Here is a 15,207-nt window from a genome sequence, read left to right as displayed (position 1 = left end):
GCCTCGAAACTCCAGTGGCGTCATGGCAGCAGCACAGCCGCCTAACCGAGCATAACGCCGGATTTGCCAGCAGGCGGGCGAAACTGGGCTACGCCGACATCCGGTCCAGGTAGTCGGGGCCGCCGACGTAGACGATCCCCGACGGATGGGGCGTCGTCGCCGCGTTGGCGATCGCGGCCGCGAATTCGCTCACGGTGGGCAGCGGTGACTTGCTGCGGCGTGCTTCGACGGCCGATGGATCGCGACGCTCCAGGAGTTTGATGATGATCGTGCCGTCGATCATGTCGCCGGAGACCACGGTGAAATGGACTCCTCGCCGGTCGAATTCGTGGCGCATCGTATAGAGCGCGGTCTCGCCGGCTCGTTTGCTCGCCGCGATGGGTGCATAGCCCTTCGGCACCGCTTTGTGCGGGAAGAAGTGGGCTTGGTGGCTCGTGACGAACACGATGTGCGCGCCCGCAGGCATCAGCGGCATGGCCAGTTGCGCAAGCCGACGCTGCGCGTCGCGGTTGAGGCGCATGGCATAGCCCGGGTCGGCGCCCAGCTCGAGCCCGCCGGAGGCGTTGAGCACCAACACATCCAGCTTGCCGAACCGGTGGGCGACGTCATCGATCATCGCGGCGGCAGCGGCCTCGTCGGAGATGTCGGCGCCGAGCGTGGAGGCGTGGCCTCCGGCGCTGCGGATGGTGTCGGCAATCGTGTCCGCGCGTTTGGCCTTCTCGCGGTAGTTGACGATGACGTGGGTGTCGGGGCCGGCGAGCTGCTGGGCGACTTCGGCGCCGATGCCTCGCGATGCTCCGGTCACCAGGGCGATCCGTGCGTTCTCGTGCATGTCGGGTTCCTTCCGTCACTGCCGATGCGGTCTGCGCTCTGACGAGAGGCCACGACCGCTATGAGGACCCACCGTACACGCTCTTTAAGAAAAATAAGAGCAACTTAAGGTCACGGTAAGGCATAGGAAGGGCGGCGTCCACCGCTACCTTGACGTCGAGAAACCGCGGTAAGGACTACGTCACGACCGCCGGAAACGCCATGCGGCGTACGCGATGGCGGCGCCCACCACCAGGATGATCGGCCCGAGGATCGACCACGTGGTGGTGTTGCTCATCGGGCTACCGCCCACGACACCGAAGCCCTGCAGTGCAAAGAGCAGACCGCACAGCGCGATGAACACACCGACAATGCCGAACACGACGACGAGAGCCCTGCGCACAACGCCGACAGTACTCGCTACCTGATCGACAATCCGGTCAGCGCGCGCGAGATCACCAGGCGCTGAATCTCGCTCGTCCCTTCGAAGATCGTGAAGATCTTGGCGTCGCGGTGCATGCGCTCGACCGGATAGTCGCGGGTGTAGCCGTTGCCGCCGAGGATCTGGATGGCCTCGTCGGTCACGTAAACGGCGGTCTCGCTGGCCACGAGCTTGGCCATCGACCCTTCGGCGGAGTCGAAGTTCTGGTTGTTGCGGGCCATCCAGCCGGCTCGCCACACCAGTAGCCGGGCGGCGTCGATCCGGCTCTTCATGTCGGCAAGCTTGAACGCGACAGCCTGGAACTCGCCGATCTTACGGCCGAATTGCTCACGCTGGCAGGCGTAGTCGAGGGCGTACTCGTAGGCCGCGCGCGCGACGCCGACCGCCATGGCACCGACGCTGGGCCGGGTGCGCTCGAAGGTCTTCATCGCGGCCTGTCCGCGCGCCGACGAACCGGACTTGACGCGGGCGATCCGCTCCTCGAACTTCTCGCGGCCGCCGAGGATGAGATCTTCCGACAACCGGACGTTGTCGAGCACCACCTCGGCCGTGTGCGATGCCCGGATGCCGTGCTTCTTGAATTTCTGTCCCTGCACGAGGCCGTGCGTGCCGGGCGGGATGATGAACGTCGCCTGGCCGCGGGAGCCGAGTTCGGGGTACACCGACGCAACCACGATGTGGACGTTGGCGATGCCGCCGTTGGTGGCCCAGGTCTTGGTGCCGTTGAGTACCCACTCACGCGTTGCCTCGTCCCACCGGGCCCGGGTGCGAATGGCGCCGACGTCGGATCCCGCGTCGGGTTCCGACGAGCAGAACGCGCCGAGCTTCGGTTCGTCGGAGGTGCCGAACATCTCCGGCAGCCAGCGGCCGAGTTGTTCGGGAGTTCCGTTGCCCGCCAAGGCCGCTGCGGCCAGTCCCGTGCCCAGAATCGACAGTGCGATGCCCGCGTCGCCCCAGAACAACTCCTCGAAGACCGTGAGCATGCCGAGGCCCGACGGCTCGGCCGCCTGCTGGGCGAACAGTTCGGGGGAGTAGAGACCGACCTTGGCGGCCTCCTGGATCACCGGCCACGGCGTCTCTTCGCGCTCATCCCATTCCGCGGCGGCGGGCCGGACGACGTCGGCGGCGAACCGGTGCACCCAGTCTCGGACCTCGATCACGTCGTCGCTGAGTTGTAGTGAGAACGTCACGGCTTTACTCCTGAATATGGTTGGGGTTCAACGGTTGTGCAGTCGGTGTTGTTCGATGAGGCTGACCGTCTGGACCACCCACGCCTCGAAGTAGCGGTCGTGGTCGACGTTGCCGGGGGAACGCCCGGTCAGCGCCCGCAGTGTCGCGGCGTAGGAGAGTGATGCGATCGCGACCGCCGCACTGGCCTCAGGGTCGGGAATGTTCGTGCGGCCGGCGCGGTTGGACGCCGTCAGCTCGTCGGCGAATCGTTGGTAGGCGTTGTCGGTGATGACCTGCCACGTCTTCTGATCGAGTTCGCCGAGTTCGTGCGGCTCGCGCAACATGACCCTGAGCAGTTCCTCGCTCTGGGTCAGATTGGTCCAGATCAGTTCGCCGGCGCTGCGCACGGCGTCCTCGACCGACCGGGGCTTGCCGGAATCGAACTCTTCGCGCGCGGCGACGATGCTGTCGATGCGGTGCGTGACGGCGGCCTCGAGAAGTTCGCGCTTGGAGCCGAAGTGCTTGTACAGCGCGCCCGACCCCGGCGCCAAGCCGGACTCCTGTTGGATCTCGGCCACCGACGTCGCCGCGTAACCCTTGGCGGCGAACAGCTTGAGCGCCGCGGCCAAGAGCCGGTCTCGTCCGGTGGGCATGGTGAGAGAGTACTCACTCACCTTTGTGCGCGCACGACGGGTGGCCGGTAGCAGCCTCCGAGCAGTCGATGAATGTTGGACATTACGCTGAGCTCACATTCGACCGGATCGCATTTGTGCAGGTAAGGGCTATTTAGTCGGATGCTCCGATGAGCACGAGGAGCATCGACGACGAACCGCAATGTAAATGTTGGACCTTGCACCAAATGTCCAACAGAAGTTATGGTGTCGAATGTAGACGTGGTCCGCGTTACACCGGTGCCGAATTCCGCACCGGGTCATACTTCGTCAAGAGAGGAAGCGGCGTGGCAAACGCAACGAAGCGTCCGGACACCTCGATCTCCCGTGTGGCCGCCGCCAGCCTGGTCGGCACGACCATCGAGTTCTTCGACTTCTTCATCTTCGGGACAGCTGCGGCCCTGGTCTTCAGCAAGCTGTTCTTCCCGGATCTGAGCCCGCTCATCGGAACGCTGTCGTCGTTCGCGACTTTCGGCGTCGCATTCGCTGCCCGACCGCTCGGTGCCTTGATCTTCGGACACTTCGGTGACCGGATCGGCCGCAAGCACATGCTCGTCATCAGCCTGCTGATGATGGGTGTCGGCACCGTCGCCGTCGGCCTGCTACCCACCTACGAGCAGGTCGGCATCCTGGCGCCGATCCTGCTCGTGGTGTGCCGGCTCCTGCAGGGCCTCGCGCTCGGCGGTGAATGGGGCGGTGCGGTCCTGATGGCAGTCGAGCACGCGCCCAAGGGCAAGCGGGCCTTCTACGGCAGCTGGCCCCAGGTCGGCGTGCCGTTCGGCCTCGTACTCGCGACCGCGATGTTCTTCCTCGTCCAGTTACTCCCCGAGGACGCCATGATGGCGTGGGGCTGGCGAATTCCGTTCATCTTCAGCGCCGTTCTCGTCCTGACCGGCCTCTACATCCGGCTCAAGCTCGAAGATTCGCCCGCGTTCCGTTCCCTCAAGGAAAACCGGCAGGAGGAGCGATTCCCGGCGGGCGTGGTGTTCCGCAGAGCGTGGAAGGGTGTCGTCCTCGGTGCCCTCTCGATCGCGGCAGCCAACATCCCGTTCTACATGGCCACGGTGTTCGCGCTCACCTACGGCGTAGGTGACGGCATCGGCCGCAACACGGTTCTCGGCGCGGTCTGCGTGGCCTCGGTCCTGCAGATGGCGACCATTCCGATGGCCGGGATGCTGTGCGACCGGTTCGGCAGGCGACCGCTGCTCATGGTCGGCGCGGCCGCGACGATCGCGTTGGGATTCCCGTTCTTCTGGCTCATCGACACGCACAACACCGCCGCAATCTTCTTGGCACTGGTGCTCGCCCTGCCGATCTGCCACACCCTCACCTACGCTCCGATGGCGAGTTTCCTGCCCGAGATCTTCCCGACGCAGCTGCGCTACAGCGGTGCCGGCATCGCCTACACGATCGGCGGCCTGATGTTCAGTGCGCCGGTGCCGTTCGTGGCCACCGCACTGTTCGGCACTTTCGAGGCCGCGTGGCCACTGTCGGTCTACATCATGATCGGCGGCGTGCTGACCTTGTTCGCCGTGTGGGTGTCGCGGGAAACCGTCAACGACGACATCGACTGGGTAACCCGTCCGACTGTGAAAGACGTTCTGCGCACGAACGATTCACTGCAAGACGAGATCACCGGCGAGCCGGTGCCGAGCGCGCGGGCGAAATGACAGCGAAACCGTCAGGAAGAAACAGCACCATGACCTCCACCACCGCCGGCCCGCTGAACGGCGTCAAGGTCGTCGACATGACGACCTCGTACGCCGGACCCACTGCCGCGATGTATCTGGCAGACCTCGGCGCCACGGTCGTCAAGGTGGAGCGTCCCGGACACGGCGACGACGCCCGCAGTTGGGGCCCGCCGTTCGTCGACGGAACCTCGGCCTGGTTCGCATCGGCCAATCGCAACAAGCAGTCACTCGTGCTCGACCTGCGCACCGACGGCGGCCGCGATGTGCTTTTGCGCCTGCTCGACACCGCCGACGTCTTCCTGCAGAACATGAACCCGGCCAAGCTGGTGCGCATGGGCATCGACGCCGACACGCTGCACGCGCGCAACCCCCGCCTCGTCTACTGCGCGATGTCGGGGTTCGGCCTGGACGGCCCGGACAGTGACCTTCCCGGTTACGACCTTGTGGCTCAAGCACGTTCGGGCCTGATGTCGGTCACCGGGGAGAAGGGCCGCAGTCCGCAGCGAGTGTCGACCGCACTGTCGGATGTCGTGACGGGCATGTGTGCCGCGATCGCGATCAGCGCCGCGCTGGTGCGCCAGACTCGATCGGGTGAGGGCGAGACGATCGACGTCTCGTTGCTCGACACCGACCTGGCCCTGATGGCCCCGCGGATCGCGGCCTTCCACGCGGGCGAGCCCGAGCCGGCACCTAGCGGCGGCACGGACTCGGTGCTGGCGGTGTATCAGCCGTTCGAAGCGGCCGACCGCACGATCGTGGTCGCGATCGGCAACGATGCCATGTGGCAGCGGTTCTGCGCGGCCGTCGACCTGCCTGACCTGGCGGCCGATCCGGCACTGGCCGACAACGCCGGCCGACGCGCGCACCGGCCCAGGATCACCGCGGTGATCGCCGAGCGGCTCGCGACGCGCACCGCCGCGGACTGGGTCCGCATCCTCGGTGAGGTCGATGTGCCGGTCTCGCTGGTCCAAACTCTCTCGGAAGTGGTCAAGGATCCACAAGTGGTATCGCGGGGTTCACTGATGCCGGTGCCCGAATCCGCCGAACGCCTGGTCACCGTCCGCAGCCCGTTCCGGCTCGGAGGCGTCGCCGTTCGCAATGAGCGATTCCCGGACCTCGGTGCCGACTCGCGCCGAATACTGGAAGAACTAGGCTACGGTTCGGACGACATAGCCGGGCTCCTCGCCGCGGGCGCTGTCGCGGAGCCCGACCTCACCCGGGAGGCGGTCTCGTGAGCACGCTGAACATCGATCGCGTCGGCGACATCACGACGCTGACCATCAACCGTCCCGAAGCGTTCAACGCCCTCAACAGCGAGGTCGTCTCGGGTCTCGCGGCCGCGGTGCGCGACGCCGCCGACGATCCAGGGGTGCGTGCTGTCATCGTCACCGGGTCGGGGGAGAAGGCGTTCAGCGCGGGCGCCGACCTCAAAGAGCTCGCGGGTATGGGACCCGATCTGGCACACGAGACGATGAGCCGCGGTCAGCAGGCGTTCCGCGCCATCGAGCGGGCCGCCATCCCGGTGATCGCGGCGGTCAACGGCGTCGCGCTGGGCGGCGGCTTCGAGCTGATCCTGGCATGCACGATTCCGGTGCTGTCGACGAAGGCCTCCATGGGCCTGCCCGAGTCGGGGCTCGGCCTCATTCCCGGTTACGGTGGTACTCAGCGGCTTCCGCGGGTGGTTGGGGAGAAAGTGGCCGCTCATTTGATGCTCACCGGAACCAGGATCGACGCCGACCGCGCCTATTCATTGGGGTTGACCCCGGTGCCGCCGGTCGAGTCGGCGGAACTACTGTCGACCGCGACGGCTGTCGCGGAGAAGATTGCCGGGCAGGGGCCACTGGCGGTGCGCGCGATCCTGCATGCGCTGGACGTGGGCCGCGACGGGCCGATCGATACCGGACTCGGCGTGGAGACCGGCCTGGCCGCCCTGGCAATCTCGGGTGAGGAGTCCACCGAGGGCATCGCAGCGTTTCTCGAACGCCGGCCGGCGAAGTTCGCCAATCCGGAAGGACGGATGTGATCATCGAGCCACTCGATCTCGATACCGACCCAAAGGCCTACATCGGCCTGCACACGCTGCTGGACGAGCCGGCCGCCGATGCTGCGCTCAGCGACCGTGAACTTCAGGTGCGCACGCTCGTGCGTGATGTCGTCGCCCGCGAGACCGCCCCGCGTGCGGCTCATCTCGACCGTACCCACGAGTTCGCGCACGACAGCGTGCAGGCACTTGCCGCAGAAGGCTTGTGCGGCTTGATCTTTCCCGAACATCTCGGCGGTACCGGCGATACGAATGTCGCGTACGCGGTGGCAATGGAGGAGATCACCGCCGGATGCGCGGCGACGAGCCTGGTGTTCATGACACAGATGCACGTCGCCTACCCGATCATGCTGGCGGGCTCGAAGGACCTGCAGCAGCGCTACATCCCCGGACTGCTCGACGGTTCGCGCTACGGTTCGCTGGGCATCACCGAACCCGATGCCGGCTCCGACGTCTCGAGTCTGACGACCACCGCAACCCCAACCGCGGACGGCTGGTCGATCAGCGGCCAGAAGACCTTCATCACCACCGGTGACCGCGGAGACGTCATCATCTGCTTCGCCACCGTGGACCGGACCGCGGGCCGTAACGGCATCACGGCCTTCGTGGTCGACGGCAGCTGGGACGGGGTCGGCCACGGCCGGCCGTTCGAGAAGATGGGCATGCACGGGTCCAGCACTGCGGAACTGTTCTTCGATCAGGTGGCGGTGCCCCGAGACCATCTGCTCGGCGAGGAGGGCCGGGGCTGGTCGGTCGTGATGAGCTCGGTCGTGAAGTCCCGGATCAGTGCCGCCGCGCAGGGCGTGGGGCTGGCCCGCGCGGCGTATGCCCGGACACTGGCAGCCTTGACCCGCATCCACGGAACACGCCTGCCGGATGAAGACACCTTCGCACTGGCGGACCTGCGCGGCCGAATCCTGCAGGGCCGCTTGTTGTTACACGCGGTCGCCCGTCAGGTCGACATCAATCCGGACGTCACGCCGGGCCAGATCGGCATCATGAAGCAGAGCTGCACCGACCTGGGCTTCACGGCCGCGGTACAGGCGTGCCGGATCCTCGGCCCGTACGGCGACCTCGAAGTACTCGGCGTCGAGCGGTGCCTGCGTGACGCCAAGGTCACCCAGATCTACGACGGCACCAACGAGATCCAGCGACTGCTCGTCGGACGCGAGATCACCCGCGCGATAGGGGAATTGGCATGACCGATCTGACCGGAAAAGTAGCGATCGTGACGGGTGCCGGACGTGGCCTCGGCCGGGCGATGGCCCACGGGCTGGCGCGGGCCGGCGCTGCGGTCACGGTCGCGGCTCGGACGGCAAGCGAACTCGACAGCTTCGTCGACGAGGTGAAAGCAGCCGGCGGCCAGGCCCTGGCCTGCCCGACCGACATCACCGACGAGGCGTCGGTCGAGCGCATGGTCGACGCGACCGTCGAGACCTTCGGCCGCATCGACGTTCTCGTGAACAACTCGGGCATCGTCGCATCGACACCGCTGATCGACCAAGCCGCCGACGAATGGGACCGTGTGGTCGCCACCAACCTGCGCGGCACCTTCCTCGCCACCAAGGCCGCCGGGCGTCACCTCGTCGCCCAGGGGTCCGGCAAGGTCGTCAACATCGCCTCCAACTTCGCCCTGCAGGGGGTGGCCAACCACGCGGCGTACTCGGCGTCCAAGGCCGGTGTCATCGCCTTCACCCGCTCGATGGCCATCGAATGGTCCCGGCACAACATCCAGGTGAATGCGCTCGCGCCCGGTTACTTCGCGACACCCCTCAACGCGGAGATGCGTGCCGACGCCGACACGCTGGCCAAGGTGGTGCGGGCGATCCCGGCCCGCCGGATGGGCGAACCGGACGAACTCACGTCATGGCTGCTGCTACTGGCAAGCCGCGCATCGGACTTCATGACCGGCGAAGTGATCGTGATCGACGGCGGCCAGAGCGTCCGCTGAGACAACCAGGAGACAAACGTGACCAACGACAAGAAGACCGTCGCGGTCCTCGGCGCGGGAACCATGGGCTCCGGCATCGCCACGGTAATGGCCCGCGCCGGACATCGCACCATCCTCTACGACATCGACGAGACCAACCTCAAGCGCGGCATCGATACGGTGCACGGCTTCTTCGACAAGAGCGTGCGCATCGGCAAGCTGGACGAGGCGGCAGGCCGTGCAGCCAAAGAAAGCCTGTCCGGCAGCACCGATCTCAACGACCTGTCACCGTGTGACGTCGTGGTGGAGGCGGTGTTCGAAGATCTCGCCCTCAAGAAGGAGACGTTCGGCAGGCTCGACGACATCGTCTCGGCGTCCACGCTCTTCCATACGAACACCTCCACGCTGCCGGTGACCGGAATCGCCTCGGGCTCAAGGCTGCCCGAACGGGTTGTCGGCACGCATTACTGCAATCCGGCGCCCCTGATGAAGCTCGTCGAGGTGGCCGACGGCAGGCACACCGCCGACTGGGCGCACAAGGCGACGGTCGAGTTCCTCGCGTCGCTGGGCAAGACGAGCGTCGTGACCAAGGACCGGCCTGGCTTCATCGTCAACCGGTTCCTCATCCCCTGGGAGAACTCCTGCATTCACGCGCTGGAGGCCGGCTGGGGTACCAAGGAGTCGATCGACGCCGCGGTGCTCGGTGCCCTGGGCCACCCGATGGGTCCGTTCCGGCTGCTCGACATCGTCGGTATGGACATCCACCAGCAGGTCGCCACCCGGCTGTACGAGCAGTTGCGCGATCCGCGTTTCTTCCCGCCGCCGATGGTCGAACGGATGGTCGCAGCAGGCGATCTGGGCCGCAAGACCGGCCGCGGATTCTACGAGTACGACGACACCCGGCTGTTCGGGTCGTGAGGAGTGAGATGAGCGCCGCCGCTACAGAATTCACCACCGTCGGACTGCTGGGGCTCGGCACCATGGGCGCAGGCATCGCCCAGGTGTTCGCCGCCTCGGGTCGCGACGTCGTCGTCCTGGAAACGGATCAGGACCGCATCGCCGCGGGGCTGGCTGTCATCGAGCGCTTCCTCGACGGCGGTATCGCGAAAGGCAGGATCACCGAAGCCGACAAGGCCGCTGTCCTCGCCCGGATCAGCGCCACCACCGAGGCGGCCGATCTGGCCTCCGTCGACCTCGTGGTGGAGTCGGTCACCGAGGACCCCGACATCAAGAAGGCACTGCTCGGCAAGGTCGCCGAAATCGTCGGCGATCAAACACCGATCTGCACCAACACCTCGGCGCTGTCGGTCACCGATCTGGCTGCCGCACTGCCGAATCCGGCACGCGTAGCGGGGTTGCACTTCTTCAACCCGGCACCGCTCATGCGCACGGTCGAGGTGGTCCGGGCACTGCAGACCGACGACGCACTCGTCGACCGTCTCGTCGCACTCGTCGACACGTTCGGTGACAAGGACGCCATCGTGGTCAAGGACCGGCCGGGCTTCCTTGTCAACGCCCTGCTGCTGCCCTACCTCAACGACGTCATCACCGAACTCGACGACGGGCTGGCCACCGCCGAGGACATCGACACCGCGATCAAGCTCGGGCTCGGCTACAAGGCCGGCCCACTGGAACTGCTCGACATGATCGGCCTCGACGTGCAGCTGCATGCGACCGAGGCCGCCTACGCCGCGACACGCGATCCGCGCTACGCACCGCCGCCACTGCTGCGCCAGATGGTGGCCGCAGGCCGGCTCGGGAACAAGACCAACAACGGATTCCGCACCCACGATTCGGAGAACAGCTGACATGAGCTACGACGACATCCTGACTCAGACCGACGGCCCGGTGCTCACCATCACCATCAACCGGCCGGAGGCGGGCAACAAGTTCCGGCATCAGACGTGCCTCGAGTTGTTCGACGCGCTGCAGAAGTTCCGCCTCGACCGTGACCTGCGCGCGGCGGTACTCACGGGTGCCGGCGAGAAGTTCTTCTGCATCGGCGGCGAACACGATCCGGTGACCTCACTGGACCAATCACAGGTGTTGCCGATCATCGACGTGTACCAGGCGATCGACACCATCCCGAAGCCGATCATCGCGGCGGTCAACGGTTTTGCCGTCGGCGGCGGCAACGTGCTCCACACCGTGTGCGATCTGTCGATCGCCTCGAGCAACGCGGTGTTCCGGCAGGTCGGCCCGATGGTCGGGAGCTTCGATGCCGGTTACGGAACCTGGTACCTCGAAGACACGATCGGCCGTAAACGCGCCAAGGAGATGTGGTACCTCAACAACAAGTACACCGCCGCGCAGGCAGAGGCCATGGGATTGGTCAACGAGGTTGTCGAGCCGGGCGAACTGGCCACCCGGGCCACCGAAGTCGCTCGAGAGATCTCGACCCGCAGCCCGCTGGCGATCGGCGCGCTGAAAGGCGCGTTCTCGGCGCGCCACAACGGCGTATCGGGCCAGGCCCGGATGGCCCACGACCAACAGCTCACCCTGTACCTGCAGACGCAGGAGGCGCATGAGGTCAGTGCCTCGTTCGGCGAGCGCAGGCAACCCAAGACCGAGAGCTTCTGGTCGTGAGCGCTTCGGCGCGATGGTGGGGACCCGCGGTCGACGACGATGGCCGCGGCCTGCAGACCATGCTCGATGAATTCATCGCCGCGCACGCACCCGTGCTCGACGACGATTCCGCGGCGGTCGCCGCGCTCGTGCGAGAGCTGGCCGAACTCGGTGTCTGGACCCTGGGCACTGCCGAATCGGCCGGCGGCGGCGGAGCCGACCGCACCCTGACAACGGTGGCGTTCGAACGCCTCGGCCGGTCCTGGCCCGCACTGGGCTGGGCTGCGGTGCAGACGCATACCGCGGTCGACGTGCTCGCGGCCGATCCCCGGTTCAGCAGTCTGGTCGCCGATCTGCACGCCGGCATGGCTGCGGTGGCGGTGGTCGACGCCGAATCACCCCATGTCCGCCTGGAGTTCAGTGGCGATGCGATCAGCGGGACGGTGGACCGGGTCGACGCCGCGGCCGAGGCTCCGTACCTGCTCGTGCTGCTCGACGCCACCAGTGCCGCGCTCATCGAGCCCGCGGCACTCACCCCGGAGGCGTTGCGCCGCACCGGTTTGAGTGGTGCGCTCACTCGATCCCTGGAGGTCGATGCGAATGACACGCACGTGCACCGACTCACCGCGGTGGATGTCGACGCGGCCCGGGTGCGGATGCGCCTCGGGGTCGCCGCGGTAGCCGCGGGCATCGCCGGGGTGTCAGCCGATGCGGCGGCCGCCTACTCGGCGGAACGCCGGCAGTTCGGTGACACGCTCACGGCGATCCCGACCGTGCGCCAGTCGTTGATGGAACAGACCGCGCGTGCCGTTCTCATCCTCGGCGCGGTCCTCGGCGCCGGCGAAGACCCCGTGCAGGCCGCCTCGGTCGCCATGCACGCACTCGACAGCGCGATCGATGTCGCGGCCGGAGCACTCCAATCCCACGGTGGTTACGGCTATCTCGTCGAATACAGCGCCGAGCGGCATCTTCGTGACGCCGTGTCGTTGCGGGCCGCGGCCGCCATCATGGGACAGGTCACCGCGGCCGCCCGAACACTGGTCGGCGCCACTGCGAAAACCCTCGCGAAGTAAGGACACATGATGACAGCACCGACCCAGCGCCGGTTGGCCGACGTGCTCGACGGGCAGTACACGCCCATCGACGACACCACTGCCGCGCGGTGGCGCGCCGAAGGCTGGTGGGAGGACCGCACGATCCGGTCACTGCTCAGCGACGCCGCGGCCGCCCATCCGGACCGCGTGGCGTTGGTGGGCCACCGCACGCATGGCGACAAGGTCACCCGCACCTACCGTGAGTTCGACCGCAACGCCAATCATGTCGCGAGCGTCCTGGCGTCGCTGGGCGTGCAGGCCGGTGACGCGGTCGTGGTCATGCTCCCCAACTGGGTCGAGTACCCGGAGTTCATCTTCGGTATCAACGAGATCGGCGCCATCTACGCGGGGATCCCGGTCGCCTACGGCGAGCAGCAGGCGGCCGCGATCCTGCGGCGCAGCAAGGCCAAGGTTCTGGTGATACCGCGGCGCTGGCGCAGCAACGAGCATCTCGAACTGTCCCGCCGGTTGCGTGCCGAGATCCCGACCCTGCGCCACGTGATCGTGCTCGACGACGACGGATCCGATCTGCAGGCCGGGGAATCGCGGTGGGCCGATCACTCTGACGTACCCGCGCGAGAATTCCCGGCGCCGGACCCGGACCGGATCTGCTACCTGGGCTTCACCTCGGGCACCACGGGAGAACCCAAGGGCGCCATGCACAGTCACAACACCCTGGTGTACGCCGTGCGCAGACAGGCCGAGCACGTCGGGCCGAAACTGTTCGGCGATCCGATGGTGCACCTCGTGGCCTCGCCGATGGGACACCACACCGGGTTCGCGTGGGGTGGCGTGCTGACCGTCCTCCTCGCGGGGACGGCAGTTCATGTCGACCGGTGGGAACCGGAATGGGGAACCCGGGTGATCCGCGAGGAAGGTGTCACGGCATTCTTCGGCGCACCCACGTTCCTGCAAGACATGGTGCGCACCGACCTGGCCGGTGATCCGGATTGCCCGCTGCGGTGCCTCGTGATCGCCGGTGCCCCGGTGCCGCGCAATCTACCCGCGCAGGCGGGAGAGGCGTTGGGCGCCTACATCTGTCCGGCCTGGGGCCTGACCGAGTGCAGCATCATGAGCTCGTGCACACCGCACGAGCCGGAGGCGATTCAGCGCACCGACGGGTCCATCTTCGCCGGCTCGGAGGTCAAGGTCGTCGATGAGAACGGCGACAGTGTGCCCGCGGGCGTGGTGGGCGATCTGCTGATGCGAGGTCCCGGCGTCGTGTACGGCTACTACGACCGGCCCGATGCCACGCGCGACGCCTACCTGCCCGACCTGTGGTTCAAGACTGGTGACCGTGCCGACCTCGATGAGAACGGCTGGCTGCGCCTGCGCGGCCGCAGCAAGGACATCATCATCCGCGGCGGGGAGAACATCCCGGTCACCGACGTCGAATCGGTCATCTTCGATCATCCCGACGTCCTCAACGCCGCGGTCATCGGAATACCCGACGACCGACTGGGTGAGCGGGTCTGTGCGGTGCTGGTGGTCAAACCGGGCCGCCCGGAACTCACGGTCCAGACGCTGTCCGATTACCTTCTCGCGCAGGGTTTGTCGAAGCACTACCTGCCCGAGAAGGTCGTGCACCTCGACGAGCTGCCGATGACGCCGAGCGGAAAGATCCAGAAGTTCAAGTTGAGGGAGACCTACTCGTGAGCGCCACGTTGCCGCTGGCGGGAGTGAAGGTACTCGATCTGTCCACGTTGTTGCCCGGACCGCTGGCCACCCTGATGCTCGCCGAGGCCGGAGCCGACGTGGTCAAGCTCGAACGGCCCGGGCGCGGTGACGAGATGCGCAGTTACGAACCGAAGTTCGGTGAGGCGAGTGCCAACTACGCGGTGCTGAACCGCGGCAAGCGAGCCTTTGCGGTCGACTTCAAGGATCCGGTTCAACGGGATCGCGTGCTCGAACTGGCGGCCGAAGCCGACGTCGTGATGGAGCAGTTCCGGCCGGGCGTGGCCGATCGCCTCGGTCTCGGTTATGAGGCGATGAGGGCACGTAATCCGCGCGTCGTGTACTGCTCGATCACCGGCTACGGTCCCACCGGCCCGAAGGCCTCGCACGCCGGCCACGATCTGAATTACCTTGCCTCCTCAGGTCTGCTCGGCGTGGTCACCGACAGCACGGGCTCGCCCAACCTTCCGGTCAGCGTTCTCGCCGACATCGCGGCGGGGACTTATCCCGCGGTCGTCAACGTTCTGCTCGCCCTGCGGACGGCCGAGCGGACCGGCAGCGGAACTCATCTGCAGATCTCGATGACCCACAACCTGCAGACACTGGCCTACGGCTACATCGCCGCCCATCAGGCCGGTGGCTCCTGGCCACCACCGGGAGCCGAGCAGCTCACCGGCGGCAGTCCGCGCTACCAGATCTACCCCACCGCCGACGGCAGGCATGTCGCCTGCGCGGCGCTGGAGCAGAAGTTCTGGGACCGTCTCGTCGAAATCGTGGGCCTGGAGGACAAGTTCCACGACGACGCCGGCCAGGAACAGGCCGTGATAGCCGCGCTCGGTTCGGTTTTCGAGGCCCACCCGGCTCAGCACTGGCGCGACCTGCTGGACGGTGAGGATGTCTGCACCGTCGTCGTCAACACGTGGGACGAGGCGGTGGGCGCGGGTCTGGTCGACGTCAACGCACCCGAACGGGTGTCGCAACCCGGCAACCCCGCGGTGTCGGTCCCCACCCTGCCGAGCTCGTTGGCTCCGGACCTGCGGAGCACGGGGACCACCAAGGCGTATCCGGCGCTCGCCCCGTTGCCCGCCACATCCCCCTGGGCCTGAGCCCACAATCGTT

15 protein-coding genes are annotated in these 15,207 nt (G+C 66.8%); 11 read left to right on the top strand and 4 right to left on the bottom strand.

Annotated elements, in window-relative coordinates:
* Positions 1 to 88 precede the first annotated feature (88 nt).
* The 4 genes from ACOI2T_RS33580 to ACOI2T_RS33565 form a co-directional block, all read right to left on the bottom strand.
* Entirely contained in the window at positions 89 to 832 is a 744-nt protein-coding gene (locus ACOI2T_RS33580) for an SDR family oxidoreductase (RefSeq protein ID WP_409505194.1), read from the bottom strand.
* A 180-nt stretch (positions 833 to 1,012) separates the two neighbouring features.
* Complete coding sequence (locus tag ACOI2T_RS33575) at positions 1,013 to 1,213, bottom strand: cytochrome c oxidase subunit II (protein WP_409505193.1); 201 nt, start codon at positions 1,211 to 1,213, stop codon at positions 1,013 to 1,015.
* Positions 1,214 to 1,230: 17 nt separating this feature from the next.
* Positions 1,231 to 2,442, bottom strand: a complete 1,212-nt coding sequence (locus ACOI2T_RS33570) for an acyl-CoA dehydrogenase family protein (RefSeq protein ID WP_409505192.1) — start codon at positions 2,440 to 2,442, stop codon at positions 1,231 to 1,233.
* Positions 2,443 to 2,469: 27 nt separating this feature from the next.
* A complete protein-coding gene (locus ACOI2T_RS33565; protein WP_067857867.1) occupies positions 2,470 to 3,075 on the bottom strand; it encodes a TetR/AcrR family transcriptional regulator in 606 nt (201 codons plus the stop codon).
* Between the two features lie 305 nt (positions 3,076 to 3,380).
* On the opposite strand from ACOI2T_RS33565, the gene ACOI2T_RS33560 reads away from it, so the two are divergent.
* The 11 genes from ACOI2T_RS33560 to ACOI2T_RS33510 are packed head-to-tail and all read left to right on the top strand — an operon-like array spanning position 3,381 to position 15,194.
* A complete protein-coding gene (locus tag ACOI2T_RS33560) occupies positions 3,381 to 4,763 on the top strand; it encodes an MFS transporter (protein WP_409505191.1) in 1,383 nt (460 codons plus the stop codon).
* A gap of 29 nt (positions 4,764 to 4,792) precedes the next feature.
* Positions 4,793 to 6,019 carry a CaiB/BaiF CoA transferase family protein gene (locus tag ACOI2T_RS33555; RefSeq protein WP_409505190.1) on the top strand — a complete coding sequence of 409 codons (1,227 nt, stop codon included), beginning with the start codon at positions 4,793 to 4,795 and terminating at the stop codon, positions 6,017 to 6,019.
* Positions 6,016 to 6,807, top strand: coding sequence for an enoyl-CoA hydratase/isomerase family protein (locus ACOI2T_RS33550; protein WP_409505189.1), 792 nt, complete (start codon positions 6,016 to 6,018; stop codon positions 6,805 to 6,807). The genes ACOI2T_RS33555 and ACOI2T_RS33550 overlap by 4 nt, the downstream gene beginning before the upstream one ends.
* Positions 6,804 to 8,027: an acyl-CoA dehydrogenase family protein gene (locus ACOI2T_RS33545; protein ID WP_409505188.1), complete on the top strand. Its 1,224-nt coding sequence runs from the start codon at positions 6,804 to 6,806 to the stop codon at positions 8,025 to 8,027. The genes ACOI2T_RS33550 and ACOI2T_RS33545 overlap by 4 nt, the downstream gene beginning before the upstream one ends.
* Positions 8,024 to 8,776: an SDR family NAD(P)-dependent oxidoreductase gene (locus ACOI2T_RS33540; RefSeq protein WP_409505187.1), complete on the top strand. Its 753-nt coding sequence runs from the start codon at positions 8,024 to 8,026 to the stop codon at positions 8,774 to 8,776. Before ACOI2T_RS33545 ends, ACOI2T_RS33540 begins: the two co-directional genes overlap by 4 nt.
* Before the next feature lie 18 nt (positions 8,777 to 8,794).
* Complete coding sequence (locus tag ACOI2T_RS33535; protein WP_409505186.1) at positions 8,795 to 9,673, top strand: 3-hydroxyacyl-CoA dehydrogenase family protein; 879 nt, start codon at positions 8,795 to 8,797, stop codon at positions 9,671 to 9,673.
* An 8-nt stretch (positions 9,674 to 9,681) separates the two neighbouring features.
* A complete protein-coding gene (locus ACOI2T_RS33530) occupies positions 9,682 to 10,563 on the top strand; it encodes a 3-hydroxyacyl-CoA dehydrogenase family protein (protein ID WP_409505185.1) in 882 nt (293 codons plus the stop codon).
* A gap of 1 nt (position 10,564) precedes the next feature.
* Entirely contained in the window at positions 10,565 to 11,341 is a 777-nt protein-coding gene (locus tag ACOI2T_RS33525) for an enoyl-CoA hydratase-related protein (RefSeq protein ID WP_409505184.1), read from the top strand.
* Positions 11,338 to 12,393 (top strand): acyl-CoA dehydrogenase family protein, encoded by a 1,056-nt coding sequence (locus ACOI2T_RS33520; RefSeq protein ID WP_409505183.1) that lies wholly within the window; start codon positions 11,338 to 11,340, stop codon positions 12,391 to 12,393. The genes ACOI2T_RS33525 and ACOI2T_RS33520 overlap by 4 nt, the downstream gene beginning before the upstream one ends.
* A 9-nt stretch (positions 12,394 to 12,402) precedes the next feature.
* Positions 12,403 to 14,070: an AMP-binding protein gene (locus tag ACOI2T_RS33515; protein ID WP_409505182.1), complete on the top strand. Its 1,668-nt coding sequence runs from the start codon at positions 12,403 to 12,405 to the stop codon at positions 14,068 to 14,070.
* Positions 14,067 to 15,194, top strand: a complete 1,128-nt coding sequence (locus tag ACOI2T_RS33510) for a CaiB/BaiF CoA transferase family protein (RefSeq protein WP_409505181.1) — start codon at positions 14,067 to 14,069, stop codon at positions 15,192 to 15,194. The genes ACOI2T_RS33515 and ACOI2T_RS33510 overlap by 4 nt, the downstream gene beginning before the upstream one ends.
* The last annotated feature ends 13 nt before the right edge of the window (positions 15,195 to 15,207 follow it).

Source organism: Mycolicibacterium wolinskyi str. Jessa 2025, assembly GCF_049241375.1.
GTDB classification, from domain to species: domain Bacteria; phylum Actinomycetota; class Actinomycetes; order Mycobacteriales; family Mycobacteriaceae; genus Mycobacterium; species Mycobacterium wolinskyi.
The sequence above is the reverse complement of the archived record's forward strand: the minus strand, read 5'-3'. Positions and strand labels throughout refer to the sequence as shown.

What these genes read in the sequence shown, in the direction of transcription:
- ACOI2T_RS33580 (WP_409505194.1), bottom strand. Translation starts at nt 832, where the DNA reads ATGCACGAGAACGCACGGATCGCCCTGGTGACCGGAGCATCGCGAGGC.
- ACOI2T_RS33565 (WP_067857867.1), bottom strand. Translation starts at nt 3,075, where the DNA reads ATGCCCACCGGACGAGACCGGCTCTTGGCCGCGGCGCTCAAGCTGTTC.
- ACOI2T_RS33555 (WP_409505190.1), top strand. Translation starts at nt 4,793, where the DNA reads ATGACCTCCACCACCGCCGGCCCGCTGAACGGCGTCAAGGTCGTCGAC.
- ACOI2T_RS33540 (WP_409505187.1), top strand. Translation starts at nt 8,024, where the DNA reads ATGACCGATCTGACCGGAAAAGTAGCGATCGTGACGGGTGCCGGACGT.
- ACOI2T_RS33530 (WP_409505185.1), top strand. Translation starts at nt 9,682, where the DNA reads ATGAGCGCCGCCGCTACAGAATTCACCACCGTCGGACTGCTGGGGCTC.
- ACOI2T_RS33525 (WP_409505184.1), top strand. Translation starts at nt 10,565, where the DNA reads ATGAGCTACGACGACATCCTGACTCAGACCGACGGCCCGGTGCTCACC.
- ACOI2T_RS33515 (WP_409505182.1), top strand. Translation starts at nt 12,403, where the DNA reads ATGACAGCACCGACCCAGCGCCGGTTGGCCGACGTGCTCGACGGGCAG.